The following is a 17,208-nucleotide window of genomic DNA, read 5'->3' as shown; positions in this document are numbered from 1 at the left end:
TGAGAGAAGGGATTGATTACTATGATCAATCCCTGTTTATATCTATACTAGAATAAATGATTTTTATAGGATTGGATAATAGAATAGATATTTTATTAAGTTAAGTATAATATGAGTCTTTTAATACGGTCCCCATTCAATATTCACACCAACAATAAGAAAAATAAGTCCAATGATAAACCAAATGAATGCAAGTGGAGCCATAAATCGAATCCATTTTCCGTAAGAAATGCCGCTCGCTGCGAGTACTCCCATTAAAACACCGGAAGTTGGGTTGAGGCAGTTCACTACACCTTCTCCAAGCATAACAGCCTGTACTGTGACTTGGCGTGTAATGTGCATGAAATCGGCTAATGGAGCTAATATCGGAATGAAAATAACAGATTCACCTGTCCCTGATGAAATAAGGAAATGTAATGCGGCACTACTTACATACATACCGAGAACGCCAAATACAGGGCTATGTCCTTCGAGAGACTGTGCGAGTTGGTTAACGATTGTATCAAGTAATTTACCTTGTTCTAAAATGACTGAAATACAACGAGCCATTCCGACGATCAAAGCACCGTATATGAGATTTTGGCAGCCTGCTAGAAAAGTAGAAGCGATATCGTTTGCTTTCATGCCACCTATTATTCCGGCTGTAATTGCTATGAAAATAAAAGTAGCAGTCATTTCTGCGTCCGTCCAATGTAGACGAAAAGCACCTATTAAAAATGCAATTAATGATAAAGCTGAAACGAGTAAAATTAATTTATGACGTATTGTCCAAGGAACTTCTGTTTTCTCTGTTTCTTTCTCGCTTGAAAGAGCATTACTTGGAAACCAGTTATCGCCGAGTATGCTTCCTTTATTCGATTTTTTTAAGCGTTTTATATACCAATTAATATATAGAATGGTAGCCAGTAAAAAAGAGATATAAATTGCTGTACGTAAACCAATTCCTGAAAACATTGGGAGTTCCGCGATTTTTTGTGAAATACCTAAAGGTGAGGGAGATAAAATAGTAGCATTAAAACCAGCATAAGTGCCTAAATAGATAATTGCTACGCCAACGATAGCGTCCCATTTTAATGTGCGTGCAACGATGATCCCGATGGGGATAAAGCCGATAACTGAGTTAACGATAATACCAGTCGTTCCGAGAATAGAAAAGAGTGCGGCGACAATACATATGAAAAGTAATTGCTGATTACGAAATTTGTTAATAACATGATAGATTAAACCGTCAAGAGCACCTGTTTTTTCAAGAATGGCAATGGCACCCCCTGTAAATAAAATTAAGAAGATGATAGGAGCAGCAAGTGTCATTCCTTTTTCAATAGCGGTAAAAAAAGAAACAAACCCTACAGGCGATTGTGGAACAGAATGATAACTTCCTGGTATTGTCGTTGTAACAGTCCCATTTGTAACTCTTTTAAACTCTCCAGCCGGAACGAAATAAGTAGCTATTGCACAAAGTAAGGCAATAAAAAATAGTAGTACGTACGCATCAGGCATTTTAAACTTTCGTTTACTAGGTTGTCTTTTTGTCTCAGTTTGTAATTGCATAAAATCCCTCCTTTTTCACTTGGTTAATTTTTAATATTCTGAAATTTATCTGTGAAATAGATTATAATAAAGGTGGCTTCTTAAGGCAATAGTTTTTCTGTCCTTTTCCCGCGCATACAAATTATTGCAACAATAGACAGGGAAACGAAAATAATCCAAGAATATGTTAAATAGAAGGAAAAAGAAAAGAGGGAAAAAGATGTGGAAAACTACGGATTTATGTGATGAGTTTGAAAAGGAATTACAAATATGTCGCCAGTCTTTTCAGTCTTTTGGGAAGAAAGAACAATTTCACGGGAAAATTGCAACGGTGAAAGTGAAGGATGATAATGTACTAGTAAAAGAGGGGTTGCAAACATTACCAGAAGAAACGGTATTAGTTGTTGATGGCGGAGCATCTACGAATTGTGCGTTACTTGGTGATAATTTGGCAGCTATTGCGGAGGAAAGAAAGCTGGCAGGGATTATTGTAAATGGTTATGTTCGTGATTCGAGTGAACTAAAGAATATTAATATTGGTATTTTAGCACTAGGGACGATGCCAAATAGAAGTGTAAAAGAAGGAAAAGGGGAACGGAATATTTCATTGCAATTTGGACAAGTAGAATGGAAACCAGATGAATATGTTTATGTGGATGAAGATGGCGTCATTATTAGTAAAAAGAGTTTACATAGTTAAGAGTTAATAAGTTACTATTCTTAGAAAATAAATCCGATAAAGCATGGACAAAATTCTTTGTCAATAGTAAAATAATACAGAAATTTATAATTAACAGAATGTATAGGTTTATCGTTTTACGATAACTGAAATGGAAGTAAGTTGTGCCTAGAAAAGTGAATGTTATCACAATGATACGTTCATGAACAAAATTATTTTTCCTATACAAATATAGCCGCGAATGATGCGGGTCGGAGGTGTTGCACAGTTTGTTCGACACTTACAAAAAAAGAGTGTCAATTGCACGCCCTTGAAGGGCCTTTTTTTGTGTAAATAGTAGTAAGGGAGGAAATTTTGGGATGGCAATGTTAAAAAAATGGCTGCTTACGTCGTTAATGGCAGTTACACTTGTATTTGTTTCTTTTGCGAATACAGTACATATTACGTTTGCTGAAGGAAATACAGCAAAACTTGCAATTATTGGTGAATCACAAAAGGGCATTATGTTATGTCCAAAAGAAGAGCAAATTAAAGATGGGGATACAGCTTTAAGTTTGTTACAAAAAGTCATGGGGGACAAAGTAACAGCAGAGACGATGTCGTTTGGAACGTATGTAAAAGGCATTGACGGCTTAATGGCTGGGGACACAAGCGGCTGGCTGTATGATGTAAATGATAAATCTGCAGAAGTTGGAGCAGATAGTTATAAATTAAATGCTGGAGATGTTGTTGTCTTTCGTTTTGTTGCAGACTGGAGCAATATGAGCCAGGAAACATTACAGCAAACATTAGATAAATTTGGTACTTGTAAAACTGTAGAAGAACCAAAGACAGATGATCCAAAACAAGAAAAACCAGAAGAACCAAAAACGGATGATCCGAAACAAGAAAAGCCAGAAGAACCAAAGACGGATGATCCAAAACAAGAAAAGCCAGAAGAACCAAAAACGGATGATCCAAAACAAGAAAAGCCAGAAGAACCAAAAACAGATGATCCAAAACAAGAGAACATTCAAGTTCCAGCAGCACAAGTAAATGAAGCAATCTCTAAAACATCTGAAAAGATGTTACAAGATGGAATTGAAAGTGATTGGGTAGCTTTAGGCCTTTCTCGTTCTGGAAAGAATGTTCCAATTGAGGCGAAATTAAATTATGTTAAGGCAGTAACTGAAAAAGTAGAAAAGCGCATTAACCGTTTTTCAGCGACAGATTTAGCTAGAACGATTATTATGATGAATGCAATGCATGCAGACCCTACAAAGGTAGGTGAACATAATTTAGTTCAAAAATTGTACGAATCAGATAAAGTGAATTCTGTTACAGGTTATACATTTGCCTTACTTGCATTTGATACGAAGAAATATGAAGTTCCAGTGAATTCAAAATGGAATCGAGTTGCTTTAGTAGATGCCCTTTTAAACGCACAGCATACAGATGGCGGCTGGACTTACGATAGTACAAGCAGTAAAGATAGTGCTAGTAGCGTTGATGTAACAGGAATGGTTTTATCAGCGTTAGCTCCTTATCAAGACCGAGAAGATGTGAAACCAGCTGTACAAAAGGCTGTTGCATACTTATATAATGAACAACTAGAAAATGGTGGTTTCTCTGCTGATGGACAAGAAAATTCTAATAGTGCTGCGCAAGCAATTATTGGATTATCACTTGTGAAAGATGTAGATCAAAATCGTCTACATAAGGCAATGCAAAATCTACTATCATATCAACTTCCAAATGGTGAATTCAAATGGTTACCAAGTGATCAAAACGGTAGCGGAATGGCTACAGAGCAAGCATTCTTAGCTTTACTTCAGTTTAAAGACCTTGGGAAATCGATTTATGATTGGTCAAATGTATCTGTTCCTGAAATCGATAAGAAACCAAATGTGGATTCAGAAAATGTTGTAGTAGAAAAAGAAGTTACTGAACAACCACAAGAACAAAAACAAGTACAAGTACAACAAGAAACGAAAGATGACACTCTAAAAGTTGTTGTCGATAATGAACCGGTTAAAAATAAAAAATCCGGAAACGGTAGCACGTTACCAAAAACAGGAGCATCCTCTCATAGTGCAGCTACAGAAGTAGGTATGGGTGTATTATGTATTGCTTCTGCATATGTATTATGGAGACGTAAAGCAGCTTAACAAAAATTAGGAGCAATCATTCGCTCCTAATTTTCTTATGAAAGGTGAGAGACAACATGAGTAAGATGAAGTGGTTTATTTCTTTAATGCTTTCACTTGGGCTACTTGCCGGATGTGAAGAGGCAGCTGTAAAGCCTGAGAAGAAAGTAGAACCAAAGCAAGAAGAGGTAGCAAAACAAGAAGAGAAAAAAGATGAAGCGAAACCGGAAGAAAAACCGGAGGAAAAACAAGCTGAACAAGAGCAAAATAAGCAAGACGAACAGAAAGAGAAACAAGAACAAAAAGTAGAAGAGAAGCCGAAAGAAGAAAAGCCACAGGCACAACCGGAAGTAAAGGAAGAAGGGAAACAGCAGGTACAACCGAAAGAACAACCAGCTGTAAATAAGCAACAAGAACAACAAAAAGCACAAGAAGAGAAGCAACAGCAACAACCGAAAGCACAAGAAGAAGCGAAGGTTGTGAATCAGCCGAAAGAAACACCAAAGCAGGAGCAAAAAGAAGATCCGAATAAAGGTGGAAACGAAGTTACTCTTCCAACACCACCGAAACCAGTGCCACCTAATCCGCCAGAACCACCAAAACCACAAGCAAAACAAGTCACTATCTCAGTAAAAGGTAATGAAGGATACTTATTAGGTGCGAAAAAGGTTGATGTACAAGAAGGCGATACAGTTTATAAAGTATTGCAGCGTACAGGATTAGATGTGGATGCGAATGGATCTAAAGGCGATATTTATGTAAAAGGGATTAATGATTTATATGAAAAAGATATTACAGCTACTAGTGGATGGAAATATCGTGTGAACGGTGCGTTTCCAAACCATAGTGCAGGTGTAGTAACAGTTAAACCAGGAGATACAATCGAGTGGGTGTATGTATTAAAATAAGAAAGGCATTCGGTAAAGGACTATGAAAATAAGTTTTGCTTCTTTACATCCTTTTGTGAATTTTTTCTATTATATCGGGGTGATGATACTATGTATGATGTGTCTTCATCCTCTTTTTTTAATTGGAGCAATTCTATTAATCGTTATAATCAATGTGATGCAAGGGAATAGCGAAAAGATTAGAAAGATGTTACCGAGCACAATCGTTTTCTTTTTTATGGTCATTTTATTTAATTCGTTATTAACGCATAGAGGCCGAACTACGTTATTTTGGTTAGGTGATAGCCGGATTAAGCTTGAGGCGATTATGTTTGGATTAGTAATGGGGTTATTACTAGTTGCGATTATGTTTACGTTTGCTTCGTATAATGATATTATTTCAAGTCATAAATTTTTATATTTGTTTTCTAGAATTTCACCGAAAGTAGCATTGTTAACGATGATTACAGTGAGGTTTGTTCCTTTGTTTATTAGACGATTACAGAAAATAACACTCGTCCAAAAGACAAAAGGTGTACAAGTAGATGCAGGTTCCATTATTGAACGCGTGAAAAATGGTATGCAATTGCTGCAAGTATTATTAATTTGTTCATTAGAAGATGCACTGCAAACGGCAGATTCTATGCAAGCTCGTGGATTTGGTGTAACGAAGCGTACGACGTATATTCGGTATAGAATGGAAAGGCGAGATTGGTATACACTCAGTTATTTAACGATTCTATTCATAGCTGCAGTCATCTTTAGTAATTATGGCGGAGGAAAGTTAATTATTTATCCGAAAGTCGAATCTATTCTATTTCAGCAATACGATGGAATGATGTTTGTCGTATTTACGATGTTTATTAGTCTACCAATTATAATGGAAGGAAGGGAATGGATATGGTGGCGCATGCAGAAATAAACAATTTATCATTTGTATATGCTGATGAAAACGAATACGCGTTACAGCATATTTCTCTTTCTATTCAAAAAGGAGAGTTTATTGCACTTGCTGGAGGATCAGGATCCGGGAAGACGACTTTATTAAAACATTTTAAAAAGGAGTTACTTCCAATTGGTAAGCGTACTGGAGATACATATTATGATGGTACTTTATTAGAGAATGTACCGGATTTATTATCTGCGCAAGAAATTGGCATGGTATTTCAAAATCCAGAAAATCAGATCGTAATGGATACAGTAATTCAAGAATTAGCATTTTCTTTAGAAAATATCGGATTACCGTCTCATATTATTCAAAAGAGAATAGCCGAGCTTATTAGCTTCTTAGGATTTCAAGATTTATTGCACCAATCTGTACATACGTTATCTGGCGGACAGAAGCAGCTTGTCAATTTAGCTGCAGTATTAGTTATGCAGCCGAAATTATTATTATTAGATGAACCAACGGCGCAGTTAGATCCGATTGCTGCGAAAGAGTTTTTAGGATTGTTAAAGCGTATTAACGAAGAACTTGGAATTACGATCGTTTTAAGTGAACATCGTTTAGATGAAGTAATACCACTGGCAACGCGCGTCATTTGCATGAATAACGGCCGAATCGTGTATGATGGTAGTCCTAAAGCGGTTATAGTGAACATGTGGGAAGTCGAACAGTTTCGTCCATTTATTCCGCAAATTCCAAGATTGTTTTTAGAGTGGAATGTAACAGATATTCCGTTTACAGTGCGAGAGGCGCAAATGAAAATGAATGATTTTTCAGCGATATCATATGTGAATGAGCCAATAGCACAAAGTGAAAAGCGAGAAGTTATTTTAAGTGCGGAGCATATTTCGTTTCAATATGAAAAAAATAGTCCACTTATTTTACGAGATTTAACAGTATCGATTGAAAAAGGAAAATGGGTAGCGCTCGTTGGAAAAAATGGTACAGGGAAGTCTACACTGTTAACGATTTTAGCTGGATTACAAAAAGCGAGAAGAGGGAAAGTAAAGTGGAATGGGAAAGTGATACATAAAATTGATTCGAAAGAACGATTTAAAAGTATCGGGTATGTATCGCAGCATCCGTATTATCATTTTACATTTGATACAGTGTGGGAAGAAGTGTATGAACGTGCACGTGAATTATACGGAGAACAAGGAAAAGCAATTGCAGAAGATATGCTAAAACAGTTTTGGTTGTATTCGCTTAAAGAACGCCATCCGCATGATTGTAGCGGGGGAGAGCAACAATTACTCGCATTATGTACAACGTTATTGTCAAAGCCGACGTTATTGTTACTTGATGAACCGACAAAGGGATTAGATCCATGGAAGAAAGAAAGAGTAGGAGAGCTATTTAGGAAATTGCAAAAGGAAGGTACAACAATTGTAATGGCAACGCATGATATTGAATTTGCGGCGAAATATGTGGATCAATGTATGATGTTATTTGACGGAGCAGTTATTATGAATGACGCACCGAAAGAATTTTTTAGTGGAAACTTCTTTTATACAACATCTATCAATCGATTCATTCGAAAAGAATTGCCATATGCATTAACGTGGGAGGATGTGTACGAAGCGTGTCCAAACGATATGTCGCATTCATAATATGTATTTTTGCAGTAATAATAGGCACATTACTCTTTACTACACTTATCATGGATGGTTATTACATGTTAAGTAGTTTGTTTTTATTAGTAGTTATTATGTTACCTTTCTATATCCGCTTTGAAAGAAAGGCGTTTGTTTCACGTGAAATTGTTCTCGTTGCTGTGTTAGCAGCAATCGCAGCAGTGAGCCGCGTACCATTTTCTATTTTACCGAGTGTACAACCGACCTCTTTCGTTATTATCGTTTCTGCAATCGTGTTTGGGAGTGAAACTGGTTTTATGATCGGTGCAACAGCAGCTATTGTATCTAACATTTTTTTAGGACAAGGTCCGTGGACGCCGTGGCAAATGTTCTCTTGGGGCATGATCGGGTTTATAGCTGGATTACTACGTAATACATTTTTAATGAAAAGGTTATGGGGAAGACTACTATACGGATTCTTCGTTGGCTTTTTATTTGGCTGGATCATGAATTTCTGGGGGCTGCTCGGTTTTATACAGGAAGCAACGTGGGAAACAGTTATTTCATACTATATCGCAAGTTTTTACTTCGATTTGAGCCATGCGATTTCGAATGTTGTGTTCTTACTACTATTTAGTACTTCTTGGATTACGATTCTTACAAGATTTAAAAGGAAATATGGCATATTAGATAAGCATAACATGGCATAGAAAAGCATATTCATATAAGGTAGGGTCGCGACTTACATATTCGTTTGCCTCTTTCATGCTTCTTACAGATTGTAAGGAGCATTTTTCTGTATATTTTTTAATTATAACGGCAATAATAATGAAGTATGCCATTTGAAAAAACTTCCCACCAAATTGATGGGAAGTTTTTTCAATCTTGTTCTAAAATGTGAACGGTGTAATCACAGCGTTGAATAGCTTGTTCGATCGCATAAAGGGATTGTTCAATACGAGCGCGATTAAAATCTTTTTCAACAGTCTGTAGCGCTTCTTCTAAACAATGTTTTGCTTCTTGTAATGATTGAAAAGAATTTTGGACATATCCGCGAGCATTTTCGTGCATTTCATAATCCTCCTTGCATATTCATATATGTATAGTATGAACAGTAAGGAACAAAATATAATTTGTTATATTTATTTGACAATTAAAACGAAATTACGTATAGTAGGAATTAAGTGAATATTTTCTTATCCAGAGAGGTGGAGGGACTGGCCCGATGAAACCCAGCAACCGCGATGCAGGTGCTAATTCCAGCAGAACATATTTGTTCTGGGAGATAAGACGAAGATATATACGTAACTTCTTCTTATCGGAGAGGTTTTTTTGTTGCAAAAAAACCGATTACGAAAATTTATCTTAAGAAGAAAGGGGTTGCGAAGTACTGTGACACTCGAAAAATACGTAAAACTGCGTAGTACAGTTTATGAATATATGATAGAGCAAAATAAGCCAATATCATTGTTAGATATTCAAGAACATATCGTTTCGCATCATGAAGGAAAATTCACGAAAAAGATGTTACATCAATTTTATTTATCAAGACTATTAGATGAACTGAAACTGGATGGGAAAATTACATTAGCTGATGAATATCTCTATACTGAAAAAGGGGTATTTTATAAGGCGGGAAAAGGGAGCTAAGCTCTCTTTTTTTTGAAGTATGTAGAGTAAAAGACTGCTTAAGCAGCCTGATACAAGGGAATGGTGTTGAGTGTGTAGTGTCAAAGATTGAATGTGCCTGAAAGAGGCACTTCATATCGGCTGCAAATGAAAAGAGACACCTCCGCCGAATAGGTGTCAGTCGTTTTGTCATATAGACTTGCTATTTGACAGTTATTAGAATAACATGCAGGGTTTTGGAAGTCAAAAGGGAATTAAAGGAAGAGGTGTTGTTATGTACGCTTACTTACTAAATGATATAACGAAATGGATTCCTAAGTACATTATGGATAAAGGGTATGAATATTATGAAGAAGGACATGTAGAAGATGTTGAAATACAAGAAAAGAAAATATTTGCTTTCGTTACTGGAAATGCAGGAAACTATGAAGTGATTATTGATCTTGAAAATTTTATAGAAAGTAGCTGCGAGTGTCCATATGAAAATTATTGTAAGCATATGGCGGCAGTTGTTTATGATATTCAAGGTGCTGGTGAAAGTACGGTGAAAGAGAAACTGAAAGATTTAGAAAAGGAAGAGTTACTTACAGTATTAAATCGTTTATTACAAAGTTCGAAAAACGTGCAAATTGTAGAGAAGATGTTAAAGAAGGGGAAACTTTAACTTATAGAGGGAGTTGTTGTGTAGTGAATATACGAATTGTATACGCTCATTCTAGTCCTTCAAGTTATAACGCAGCGATTTTAAAGCATGTGCAAAAAGGATTACCAGAAACAAATCATTCGGTTACGGTACTTGATTTATATAAAGAACAATTTGATCCAGTCCTTGTTTTTAATGAAGAGAAGAAAAGGCTCGTACATTATGAATGAAATGGAACGTAGTATAAACTGTTGTGGGTATGATAATGAACTTTTGCGAACGTATATTACATGTTTACTTCAATTGAAAAAATGTAGCGAAACGTTTGAACAAATTCAAATGCAATTAAGAAATAATTATTTAATAAGAGGGATTTGTGAAAGAGAAGTTGATGAGGTTGTACGGGGAAGTAAAGAATATGAAATGTATTTTCTTCCTAAAGCGTTACAGTGGAATTTCTTGAGAGAAAATCCACATCTAATTGAAAAAGTATGTGAAGATTTTTTTGCATTTGAGGCATTACATCTTACGGAGATAGAGTGGAAGAGGGATTATAAATTGCGTGGGAAATAAGTGATTCATTATGTAAAAAAGCTAGTATAAAACTAGCTTTTCGTTTAAATAAATAGGAAACATAGACTTATGATAAATCCTGCATATAGTAAGTTAACAACGCAAAATCCCATAATATCACGGGCACCTAAACCAGCTATCGCTAATGCCGGTAATGCCCAAAAAGGTTGAATCAAATTTGTCCAAGCATCACCCCACGCAATTGCCATTGCTGTTTTTGCAGCAGGTACGCCAAGTTCAGCGCCAGCTGGAATCATAATTGGTGCTTGCACAGCCCATTGACCGCCACCGGATGGAACGAAAATATTAACGATGCCAGCGCTTAAAAAAGTAAAGAGTGGGAAAGTTGTTTCGTTTGAAATGCTAATAAAGAAATTCGAAATAGCTCCTCCAAGTGAAAGTCCTTCACTATTTGCTCCAATCATCATTCCCATAATTCCAGCATAAAACGGAAATTGAAGTAAAATGCCAGAAGCACTTTTCGTAGAGTCTGAAAAGGCACGAATGTATTGAATCGGAGTGCGGTGAAAAATAAGTCCAGCAATTAATAACATAAAAATAACGATGTCTAGCGTGAGGTTAAAGCCTTTCGTATAAAAGTAATTGAAAATATAAATGAGACCCAACAATCCAACACAAAGTGTAATAATGATGCTATTTTCCATTTTTTCAGCGAATGTATTGTTTCCTACTTCCTGAGCGGCGGCTTCTTCATGGAACACGCTAGGATCTACCGTTATCGTATGTTTTTCATCTGGATGCATGGCCCGGTTAATGAGAGGCATCGTAACGAGAAAAATAATAACGGGTACAAGTGCGTATGGTGAGAATAGCGTTTCTGTTATTGGAATCGCTTCTTTAATACTTCCTGCTGTCGTTTTAATTAACGTTTCACCGCCAGTTGCTAACGTAAGAGGAATAGAAGCAGAAAGTCCCGCATGCCAAATGAGAAATCCAGAGTAAGAAGAGGCAATGGCTAGTCTATAATCTAATCCTTCAAGCTGCCTTGCCACTTCTTTTGCATATAAAACAGATACAACAATACCAAATCCCCAGTTTATGTATGCCCCTAGTAAACTTACGATTGAAATGGCAATAATACCTTGTCCATTCGTTTTCGGTAGTTTTGCCGCTTTCGTTAATCCTTTTTTTATGAGGGGAGCATTTGCTAAAGCAGATCCTGTCACGAGTACAAGTGCCATTTGCATAGAAAAGGCGAGAAGCCCCCAAATGCCATTACCCCAGTGATTAATCATTTCCACAGGTGTTTGGTGCGTTGCAAACATGCCGAAGAAAATAACAAAAACAGTTAATAAACATGATAAAATAAACGGCTCTGGCAAGAAACGTTGCACTAAGGCGACGCAACCATTTGTAAAAGAACGAAACAAAATAGATCAACCTCCTTATGTATATTTATTACAATTATTCGAGGTTGTTTGAATAATATCCTTTAATATATAGAAAATTCAGATATTTATACCGGTTGTTTTTATTTATTAAACCGTTATTTCATTGTGTGTTGAAGTATAGTGCAACCATCTGTTTCAAACATTGCTACTCTTAGGTTACATCATGCTACTTCTCGATTCTTACGGATTTTTATAATCTATAGTAAAAATAAAGTTATAGGAGTTGAAATTATGGAGTTCTATAAAAAGCTAAAAGAAGAACGTTTAAAGCATAACTTATCACAAGAAGAACTAGCTCTTAAATTAAACATTAGTAGACAATCAATTTCTAAATGGGAGCTTGAAAAAGGTTATCCAAATATTGAAACACTTATTGCATTAAGTGATTTATTCAATATTAGCATTGACGAATTAATTAAAGGAGATGCTTTCTTGAAAGACAAAATCATTAAAGAAGGAAAAATGGGGGAATTAAAAATGACAGATCAATTCAAATGGTTATATGTAGTGAGTTCAATTTTAGTAGTATTTTGGCTTTTTGTACTGCCTTGGTCCAATTTATCAGGTCTAACATTAAGCATAATTAATCTCATAGCTATTATTTACTTTGTAATAGTCATACACTACATCAAAAATAATAAGAAAAAATTTTTTAATTAAATTTTAAAATGAAAGCCGGCAGCAAGTCAGGGGATAAGCATTCTCTAATTGCTGTCGGCTTTAGTCAATTCAGGCTTAATTACAATTTTGGATACTCAAACTTTTGAAGTAGCGGTAGTATTTCTATCCCCAACAAGAAAAAGCCTCCACTACCGTGGAAGCTTCTCTAAATGATGTGCAATATCAATATACATATTGGAGTAAACGGAATGGATTTCATTACTTGGCGTAGCGTTAGAAGAGAAGTGGACAATGACCATATTTGCTTTCGGATCGATGTAGAGCGATTGTCCATAACTACCTAACACTTCAAAAGCATCCTGTTCATTGTGCGGAATCCACCATTGATTATGATAAGAAATGGAAGCTCCAGGGCCAACTGCAAGTTCACCTTCTTGGACATTTATTATATCTTCAGTAATAGAAGAAGGGAGGATTTGTTTTCCGTTATATTCCCCGTTGTTTAATAGTAATTGCCCGAATCTCGCCATATCTCTAGCAGTTGCATTTAAGCCCGCGCTTGCTTGTTCTACTTTTGTTTCATCTGTAACGTAATACGCGTTTTCTTCCATACCAATTTGAGACCATATGCGTTCGCTAACATTTTCTGCTAATGATTTATCCGTGATCGTTCGAATAACCCAAGCGAGTGTTTCAGCTGATCCGTTATCGTAAGAAAAATCGGAACCAGGCGGTTCAGTTTCTTCTACTTCTCGTAACATATCATAAATGTTCATCGGACCGTCGTAGTTTTTACCTCGAGGTAAAATATTACTAGCTAAATATAGTTGTGCATCTTGATTTTCTAACGCTGGATGTTCATATCCGTGAGTAGGGTATTCAACAGAAACTTGCATGTCCATTAATTGCTGAAGTGTGGCATTACCGAACGGTGTGTTTTTTAATTCTTTTATATATGTGTCAGCTGTTTTTTCTAAGTCAATACGGTTTTCTTCAGCGAGCGATTGTATCACTGCCCCAGTAAAGACCTTTGCTAATGACGCCATGCCATGAGGTTCATTCTCGTTATATCCATTGAAATATCGTTCATAAACAAGTTGTCCATTATGTACAACGACAAAAGCATCTGTTTTGTTATCGTCTAAAAGTTTTTTTAGAGGAGTTGTATCTCCAAATCTACGCTCTACAGCAAAATCGTCTAAGTTTTGTAATGCGGTAGAGAAGTGGAAAACTTGATCCGGGTTATTATTTACCTCGTTAATTAAAGTGAATTCTTTCATATGAGTATACGACCAACGTAAGTAAGGGTCATCTAACCAATTTTTCTTCGTCACGTTATTTTTCGATGGGATTGTTTTATTATGTTTGAAGTATGTAAAACCGAGCCCTGTGATTACAAATATAAATGTGATTATGAGTAAGAGTAGGGGAGATTTTTTAAGTTTCATATCGGTCCCTCCTTTTTATTTCTATTATAAGTATACGCTTCTATTGAAAGAAATACAAAATAAGGAAAGTAAACGGGGAAGTTTACTTTCCTTATTCATGTTAAGCGGAAACTTTTCCGTCTGTATGTTGTTTCTTGAATTTTTGTTTTCGTCCGTGCAATCCATAATAGAGAAGTAAAGTGAAGGCAACGATAATAGCTGCTATGAAATACATATTATGGTAACTTGATTTCGCTGCGACAATACCTAAAATGAAAGAACCCAAACCGAGCCCGCTATCAAAGAATGAGAAGTACGTAGCTGTCGCAGAACCACGTCGATGGTTTGCAGCGGCAGAGATTGCAATCGTTTGGAAACTTGGAATTAATGTTCCGTAACCTAAACCAATTAACATACCTGCACCAAGGAACCAAAACGGAGTTTGCGCTTGGCTTAAAATGAACATACCAATTGTGAAAATAATGATAGCTGGGTAAACAAGTACATTTTCACCGAAGCGATCAAAAATCTTTCCTGTAAATGGACGAGAAATTACAACAACGAGTGCGTATAAAATAAAGAAGTAACTAGCAACTTCGCCTAAACCGAGCTCTTTCGCATAAATAGGAATAAAGGATAAAATACCACTATAAGAAAAGGCTAAAACAAATCCTGTCAGAGCGATCGGAATAGAGGCTGGTTCAATTAAGTCCTTCCATTTCATTTTTTCTCGTTTTTGTTTGCTCATTGGTACTTCATGCGGAATATTTACAAGTAGTCCTAATAAAAATGCAAGCAATGAAAATATGGAACAAACGATAAATAGTACAGTAAATGAAAAATGAGAAATAATTGTTAAACCTAAAAAAGGACCGATTACCATCGGCAAACTCATAAATACGCCGAAATATGCAAGTGCCTCGCCTCGTCTATGAGCTGGTGCAACATCAGTTACAATTGTTCCTGTGGCTGTTGTTGCCATACCGAACCCAATACCATGTAAGAAGCGAAGGGCAAGTAATAAAAATAAACTTTGCGCACCGAAGTACATAACGGTAGCAGCTAAAAATAATGAAAGTGAAATAAATAATATTTTCTTTCTTCCTAATTCATCGAGCCATTTTCCTGTAAATGGTCTACATAAAACAGATGAAATAAGAAAAACAGTTGCAACTAAACCAATTTCCTCAGGTTTTCCTTTTAGGCCGTCTATTACATAGATAGGTAAAGTAGTCATAAGCATATAGAATGTTAAGAAAAGAAATAGACTACTAAAACAAGTTCCGAGGAAATCTTTCGTCCAAAGCTTCTCACTTTGCATCGTCATCCCTCCAATTTAATCTAAATTTTTAATGATTTTTTGTAACACTTGAAATGCTTGATGTAAATCATCTTCGTTAATATCTTCTAGTGTTTTTTCTTCGAAAGTATCAACTTCTTCTTGCCATATCGGAATCATTTTTATCGCTGTTTCTGATAAAGAAATGAGCTTTTCACGGCGATCTTTTCCTTCAGTACGAATAATCCAACCCATCGTTTCCATACGTGTTAACGTACGAGTCATTGTTGGTGATTCAACATTTAAGTATTGGCACAATTCTGTTTGCGTACAAGAACCGGTTTGGTTAATGCGGAAAATAACGGCCCATTGCGCACTAAATAGCCCAGTTGGAGATACGCGTTCATTAAATTTCTTTGTGAATTTTCGAGAAGTCTGGCTGACAATGTGGAAAAAATGTTGTTTTTCGTCCATATAGTTAGATCCTTTCAAATTAGTTACCTAGCTAACTATATACTTTTTTATAATAATTGTCTAGTAATAGGCATGTTGATTTATGTAAAAATTTCGTATAGGTTTTATGTTGAGAACGTACATTCTGCATGTTATTCTTTAAGCAAGTAAAGAATTTTCTTTCTATGAAAAAGAATGGGGGAACTTGTGATGATTAAGCCTGCAACAATGGAGTTTGTTTCACTATCGAACGGAGAAACGATTGCGTATCAGGAAGTTGGAAGGCAAAATACAGAAATTCTTGTACTCATTCACGGGAACATGACATCGTCACAACACTGGGATTTAGTAATTGAAAAACTGCAAGATCAATACCATATTTACGCTCTTGATTTAAGAGGATTTGGACAATCAACATATAATAAATCGATAGATTCAATACAAGACTTTGCAGAAGATGTAAAACTAGTTATCGATCAATTAAAACTAAAGAAATTTTCATTAATGGGCTGGTCAATGGGCGGTGGTGTTGCCATGCAATTTACGGCGAATCATCCAACGTTTGTTGAAAAGTTAATTTTAGTAGAATCAGTAGGAATGAAAGGTTATCCGATTTTCAAAAAAGATATTAATGGGCAACCAATCGTAACGAGTTTATTAAAAACGAAAGAAGAAATCGCACAAGATCCAGTACAAATTGCTCCAGTGCTAGATGCGATAAAAAATATGAATAAATTATATTACCGTACAGTATGGAATCTATTAATATATACACATAATCAACCTGAACCGGATCGTTATGAAAAGTATTTAGACGATATGTTAACGCAGCGTAATTTCGTAGATGTGAATTATGCGCTCATTACATTTAATATTTCGGATGAACATAACGGGGTTGTAGAGGGAAATAAGCAAATTCATCATATTAAAGCTCCAACACTCGTCATACAAGGTGACAGAGATTACGTCGTACCGCAAGTAGTCGGTGAGGAATTAGCAAAACATTTGCCAAATGCAGAGTTAAAAGTGTTAGAGGATTGCGGCCATTCGCCGTTTATTGATTGTTTAGATGTATTTATACAACATGTAGAGGCATGGCTAGAACAGAAATAATCCCCGAAATGAAAGGTATTGCATATAATATAACAATTTGTATGTAAAAGGGGAGAATGTCAATGCATCACCCATTTTTAGTCGCGTATTCGCCATATAATCATCATGTATATACAAAAATGGTGATAAATCCGCTGTATATGCAAGTTTCACCAGCTGTAGTTCCTTTAGAAATGCAACATACACAGCCACCAATTACTGACGCACAGCAATATGTATATGGAACGGCATTTTATAAAAATCCGTATTTTAAGCAATTTCATAACAATGTGAAAGCGCAAGTTTGGGAAGGATAAGAAGCGAAAAGATTCATTCT

At 35.9% G+C, this 17,208-nt stretch carries 17 protein-coding genes, 2 pseudogenes and 1 riboswitch; of the genes and pseudogenes, 13 read left to right on the top strand and 6 right to left on the bottom strand.

Going from position 1 to position 17,208, the window contains the following annotated elements:
- Positions 1-120: 120 nt before the first annotated feature.
- On the bottom strand, positions 121-1,551 hold the full coding sequence (locus KZZ19_RS15905) for a YfcC family protein (RefSeq protein WP_088097047.1): 1,431 nt from the start codon (positions 1,549-1,551) through the stop codon (positions 121-123).
- A 199-nt stretch (positions 1,552-1,750) separates the two neighbouring features.
- Between KZZ19_RS15905 and rraA the strand changes: the two genes are divergently transcribed.
- The 6 genes from rraA to KZZ19_RS15875 all read left to right on the top strand — a co-directional run bounded on the left by rraA (position 1,751) and on the right by KZZ19_RS15875 (position 8,452).
- Positions 1,751-2,230, top strand: coding sequence for a ribonuclease E activity regulator RraA (gene rraA, locus KZZ19_RS15900; RefSeq protein ID WP_237980854.1), 480 nt, complete (start codon positions 1,751-1,753; stop codon positions 2,228-2,230).
- 338 nt (positions 2,231-2,568) lie between these two features.
- Positions 2,569-4,356 carry a DUF4430 domain-containing protein gene (locus KZZ19_RS15895; RefSeq protein WP_237980855.1) on the top strand — a complete coding sequence of 596 codons (1,788 nt, stop codon included), beginning with the start codon at positions 2,569-2,571 and terminating at the stop codon, positions 4,354-4,356.
- A 56-nt stretch (positions 4,357-4,412) separates the two neighbouring features.
- Positions 4,413-5,243 carry a DUF4430 domain-containing protein gene (locus KZZ19_RS15890; RefSeq protein ID WP_237980856.1) on the top strand — a complete coding sequence of 277 codons (831 nt, stop codon included), beginning with the start codon at positions 4,413-4,415 and terminating at the stop codon, positions 5,241-5,243.
- Between the two features lie 22 nt (positions 5,244-5,265).
- Positions 5,266-6,144, top strand: a complete 879-nt coding sequence (locus KZZ19_RS15885; protein ID WP_237980857.1) for an energy-coupling factor transporter transmembrane component T — start codon at positions 5,266-5,268, stop codon at positions 6,142-6,144.
- Positions 6,117-7,778: an ABC transporter ATP-binding protein gene (locus tag KZZ19_RS15880; RefSeq protein ID WP_237980858.1), complete on the top strand. Its 1,662-nt coding sequence runs from the start codon at positions 6,117-6,119 to the stop codon at positions 7,776-7,778. The genes KZZ19_RS15885 and KZZ19_RS15880 overlap by 28 nt, the downstream gene beginning before the upstream one ends.
- The gene (locus KZZ19_RS15875; protein ID WP_237980859.1) at positions 7,751-8,452 is read left to right on the top strand and encodes an ECF transporter S component; all 702 of its coding nucleotides are present in this window, start codon (positions 7,751-7,753) and stop codon (positions 8,450-8,452) included. The genes KZZ19_RS15880 and KZZ19_RS15875 overlap by 28 nt, the downstream gene beginning before the upstream one ends.
- Before the next feature lie 169 nt (positions 8,453-8,621).
- On the opposite strand, the gene KZZ19_RS15870 is transcribed toward KZZ19_RS15875, so the two are convergent.
- Positions 8,622-8,813 (bottom strand): hypothetical protein, encoded by a 192-nt coding sequence (locus KZZ19_RS15870; RefSeq protein ID WP_000545003.1) that lies wholly within the window; start codon positions 8,811-8,813, stop codon positions 8,622-8,624.
- A gap of 122 nt (positions 8,814-8,935) precedes the next feature.
- A riboswitch (SAM riboswitch) is annotated at positions 8,936-9,034 on the top strand.
- A 40-nt stretch (positions 9,035-9,074) separates the two neighbouring features.
- Between KZZ19_RS15870 and KZZ19_RS15865 the strand changes: the two genes are divergently transcribed.
- The 4 genes and pseudogenes from KZZ19_RS15865 (at position 9,075) to KZZ19_RS15850 (ending at position 10,591) form a co-directional block, all read left to right on the top strand.
- Positions 9,075-9,392 (top strand): hypothetical protein, encoded by a 318-nt coding sequence (locus KZZ19_RS15865; RefSeq protein ID WP_237980860.1) that lies wholly within the window; start codon positions 9,075-9,077, stop codon positions 9,390-9,392.
- A gap of 253 nt (positions 9,393-9,645) precedes the next feature.
- Positions 9,646-10,035 (top strand): SWIM zinc finger family protein, encoded by a 390-nt coding sequence (locus KZZ19_RS15860; RefSeq protein WP_237980861.1) that lies wholly within the window; start codon positions 9,646-9,648, stop codon positions 10,033-10,035.
- Positions 10,036-10,058: 23 nt separating this feature from the next.
- A pseudogene (locus KZZ19_RS15855) lies at positions 10,059-10,226 on the top strand (NAD(P)H-dependent oxidoreductase); the annotation flags it as partial.
- A 10-nt stretch (positions 10,227-10,236) separates the two neighbouring features.
- Positions 10,237-10,591 (top strand): annotated as a pseudogene (locus KZZ19_RS15850) (group-specific protein).
- Positions 10,592-10,631: 40 nt separating this feature from the next.
- Here KZZ19_RS15850 and KZZ19_RS15845 read toward each other — a convergent pair.
- On the bottom strand, positions 10,632-11,978 hold the full coding sequence (locus tag KZZ19_RS15845; RefSeq protein ID WP_226545167.1) for a short-chain fatty acid transporter: 1,347 nt from the start codon (positions 11,976-11,978) through the stop codon (positions 10,632-10,634).
- Positions 11,979-12,230: 252 nt separating this feature from the next.
- On the opposite strand from KZZ19_RS15845, the gene KZZ19_RS15840 reads away from it, so the two are divergent.
- On the top strand, positions 12,231-12,659 hold the full coding sequence (locus KZZ19_RS15840) for a helix-turn-helix domain-containing protein (protein WP_237980862.1): 429 nt from the start codon (positions 12,231-12,233) through the stop codon (positions 12,657-12,659).
- A 149-nt stretch (positions 12,660-12,808) separates the two neighbouring features.
- Here the strand turns inward: KZZ19_RS15840 and KZZ19_RS15835 are convergent, their stop codons facing one another.
- The 3 genes from KZZ19_RS15835 to KZZ19_RS15825 all read right to left on the bottom strand — a co-directional run bounded on the left by KZZ19_RS15835 (position 12,809) and on the right by KZZ19_RS15825 (position 15,800).
- The gene (locus tag KZZ19_RS15835) at positions 12,809-14,068 is read right to left on the bottom strand and encodes a serine hydrolase domain-containing protein (RefSeq protein ID WP_237980863.1); all 1,260 of its coding nucleotides are present in this window, start codon (positions 14,066-14,068) and stop codon (positions 12,809-12,811) included.
- A 100-nt stretch (positions 14,069-14,168) separates the two neighbouring features.
- A complete protein-coding gene (locus KZZ19_RS15830) occupies positions 14,169-15,368 on the bottom strand; it encodes an MFS transporter (RefSeq protein WP_088097034.1) in 1,200 nt (399 codons plus the stop codon).
- 15 nt (positions 15,369-15,383) lie between these two features.
- On the bottom strand, positions 15,384-15,800 hold the full coding sequence (locus KZZ19_RS15825) for a MarR family winged helix-turn-helix transcriptional regulator (RefSeq protein WP_120341119.1): 417 nt from the start codon (positions 15,798-15,800) through the stop codon (positions 15,384-15,386).
- A gap of 174 nt (positions 15,801-15,974) precedes the next feature.
- Between KZZ19_RS15825 and phaZ the strand changes: the two genes are divergently transcribed.
- Complete coding sequence (phaZ, locus tag KZZ19_RS15820) at positions 15,975-16,892, top strand: intracellular short-chain-length polyhydroxyalkanoate depolymerase (RefSeq protein WP_237980864.1); 918 nt, start codon at positions 15,975-15,977, stop codon at positions 16,890-16,892.
- A gap of 62 nt (positions 16,893-16,954) precedes the next feature.
- Positions 16,955-17,188, top strand: a complete 234-nt coding sequence (locus tag KZZ19_RS15815; RefSeq protein WP_088097031.1) for a hypothetical protein — start codon at positions 16,955-16,957, stop codon at positions 17,186-17,188.
- Positions 17,189-17,208: the final 20 nt, after the last annotated feature.

The sequence above is a fragment of the Bacillus thuringiensis genome (assembly GCF_022095615.2).
Classification (GTDB): Bacteria; Bacillota; Bacilli; order Bacillales; family Bacillaceae_G; genus Bacillus_A; species Bacillus_A cereus_AG.
Note: the sequence above shows the minus strand (reverse complement) of the source record. Positions and strands in the feature narration are given on the sequence as shown.

What these genes read in the sequence shown, in the direction of transcription:
- KZZ19_RS15905 (WP_088097047.1), bottom strand. Translation starts at nt 1,551, where the DNA reads ATGCAATTACAAACTGAGACAAAAAGACAACCTAGTAAACGAAAGTTT.
- rraA (WP_237980854.1), top strand. Translation starts at nt 1,751, where the DNA reads ATGTGGAAAACTACGGATTTATGTGATGAGTTTGAAAAGGAATTACAA.
- KZZ19_RS15895 (WP_237980855.1), top strand. Translation starts at nt 2,569, where the DNA reads ATGGCAATGTTAAAAAAATGGCTGCTTACGTCGTTAATGGCAGTTACA.
- KZZ19_RS15890 (WP_237980856.1), top strand. Translation starts at nt 4,413, where the DNA reads ATGAGTAAGATGAAGTGGTTTATTTCTTTAATGCTTTCACTTGGGCTA.
- KZZ19_RS15885 (WP_237980857.1), top strand. Translation starts at nt 5,266, where the DNA reads ATGAAAATAAGTTTTGCTTCTTTACATCCTTTTGTGAATTTTTTCTAT.
- KZZ19_RS15880 (WP_237980858.1), top strand. Translation starts at nt 6,117, where the DNA reads ATGGATATGGTGGCGCATGCAGAAATAAACAATTTATCATTTGTATAT.
- KZZ19_RS15870 (WP_000545003.1), bottom strand. Translation starts at nt 8,813, where the DNA reads ATGCACGAAAATGCTCGCGGATATGTCCAAAATTCTTTTCAATCATTA.
- KZZ19_RS15860 (WP_237980861.1), top strand. Translation starts at nt 9,646, where the DNA reads ATGTACGCTTACTTACTAAATGATATAACGAAATGGATTCCTAAGTAC.
- KZZ19_RS15840 (WP_237980862.1), top strand. Translation starts at nt 12,231, where the DNA reads ATGGAGTTCTATAAAAAGCTAAAAGAAGAACGTTTAAAGCATAACTTA.
- KZZ19_RS15835 (WP_237980863.1), bottom strand. Translation starts at nt 14,068, where the DNA reads ATGAAACTTAAAAAATCTCCCCTACTCTTACTCATAATCACATTTATA.
- KZZ19_RS15830 (WP_088097034.1), bottom strand. Translation starts at nt 15,368, where the DNA reads ATGCAAAGTGAGAAGCTTTGGACGAAAGATTTCCTCGGAACTTGTTTT.
- KZZ19_RS15825 (WP_120341119.1), bottom strand. Translation starts at nt 15,800, where the DNA reads ATGGACGAAAAACAACATTTTTTCCACATTGTCAGCCAGACTTCTCGA.
- phaZ (WP_237980864.1), top strand. Translation starts at nt 15,975, where the DNA reads ATGGGGGAACTTGTGATGATTAAGCCTGCAACAATGGAGTTTGTTTCA.
- KZZ19_RS15815 (WP_088097031.1), top strand. Translation starts at nt 16,955, where the DNA reads ATGCATCACCCATTTTTAGTCGCGTATTCGCCATATAATCATCATGTA.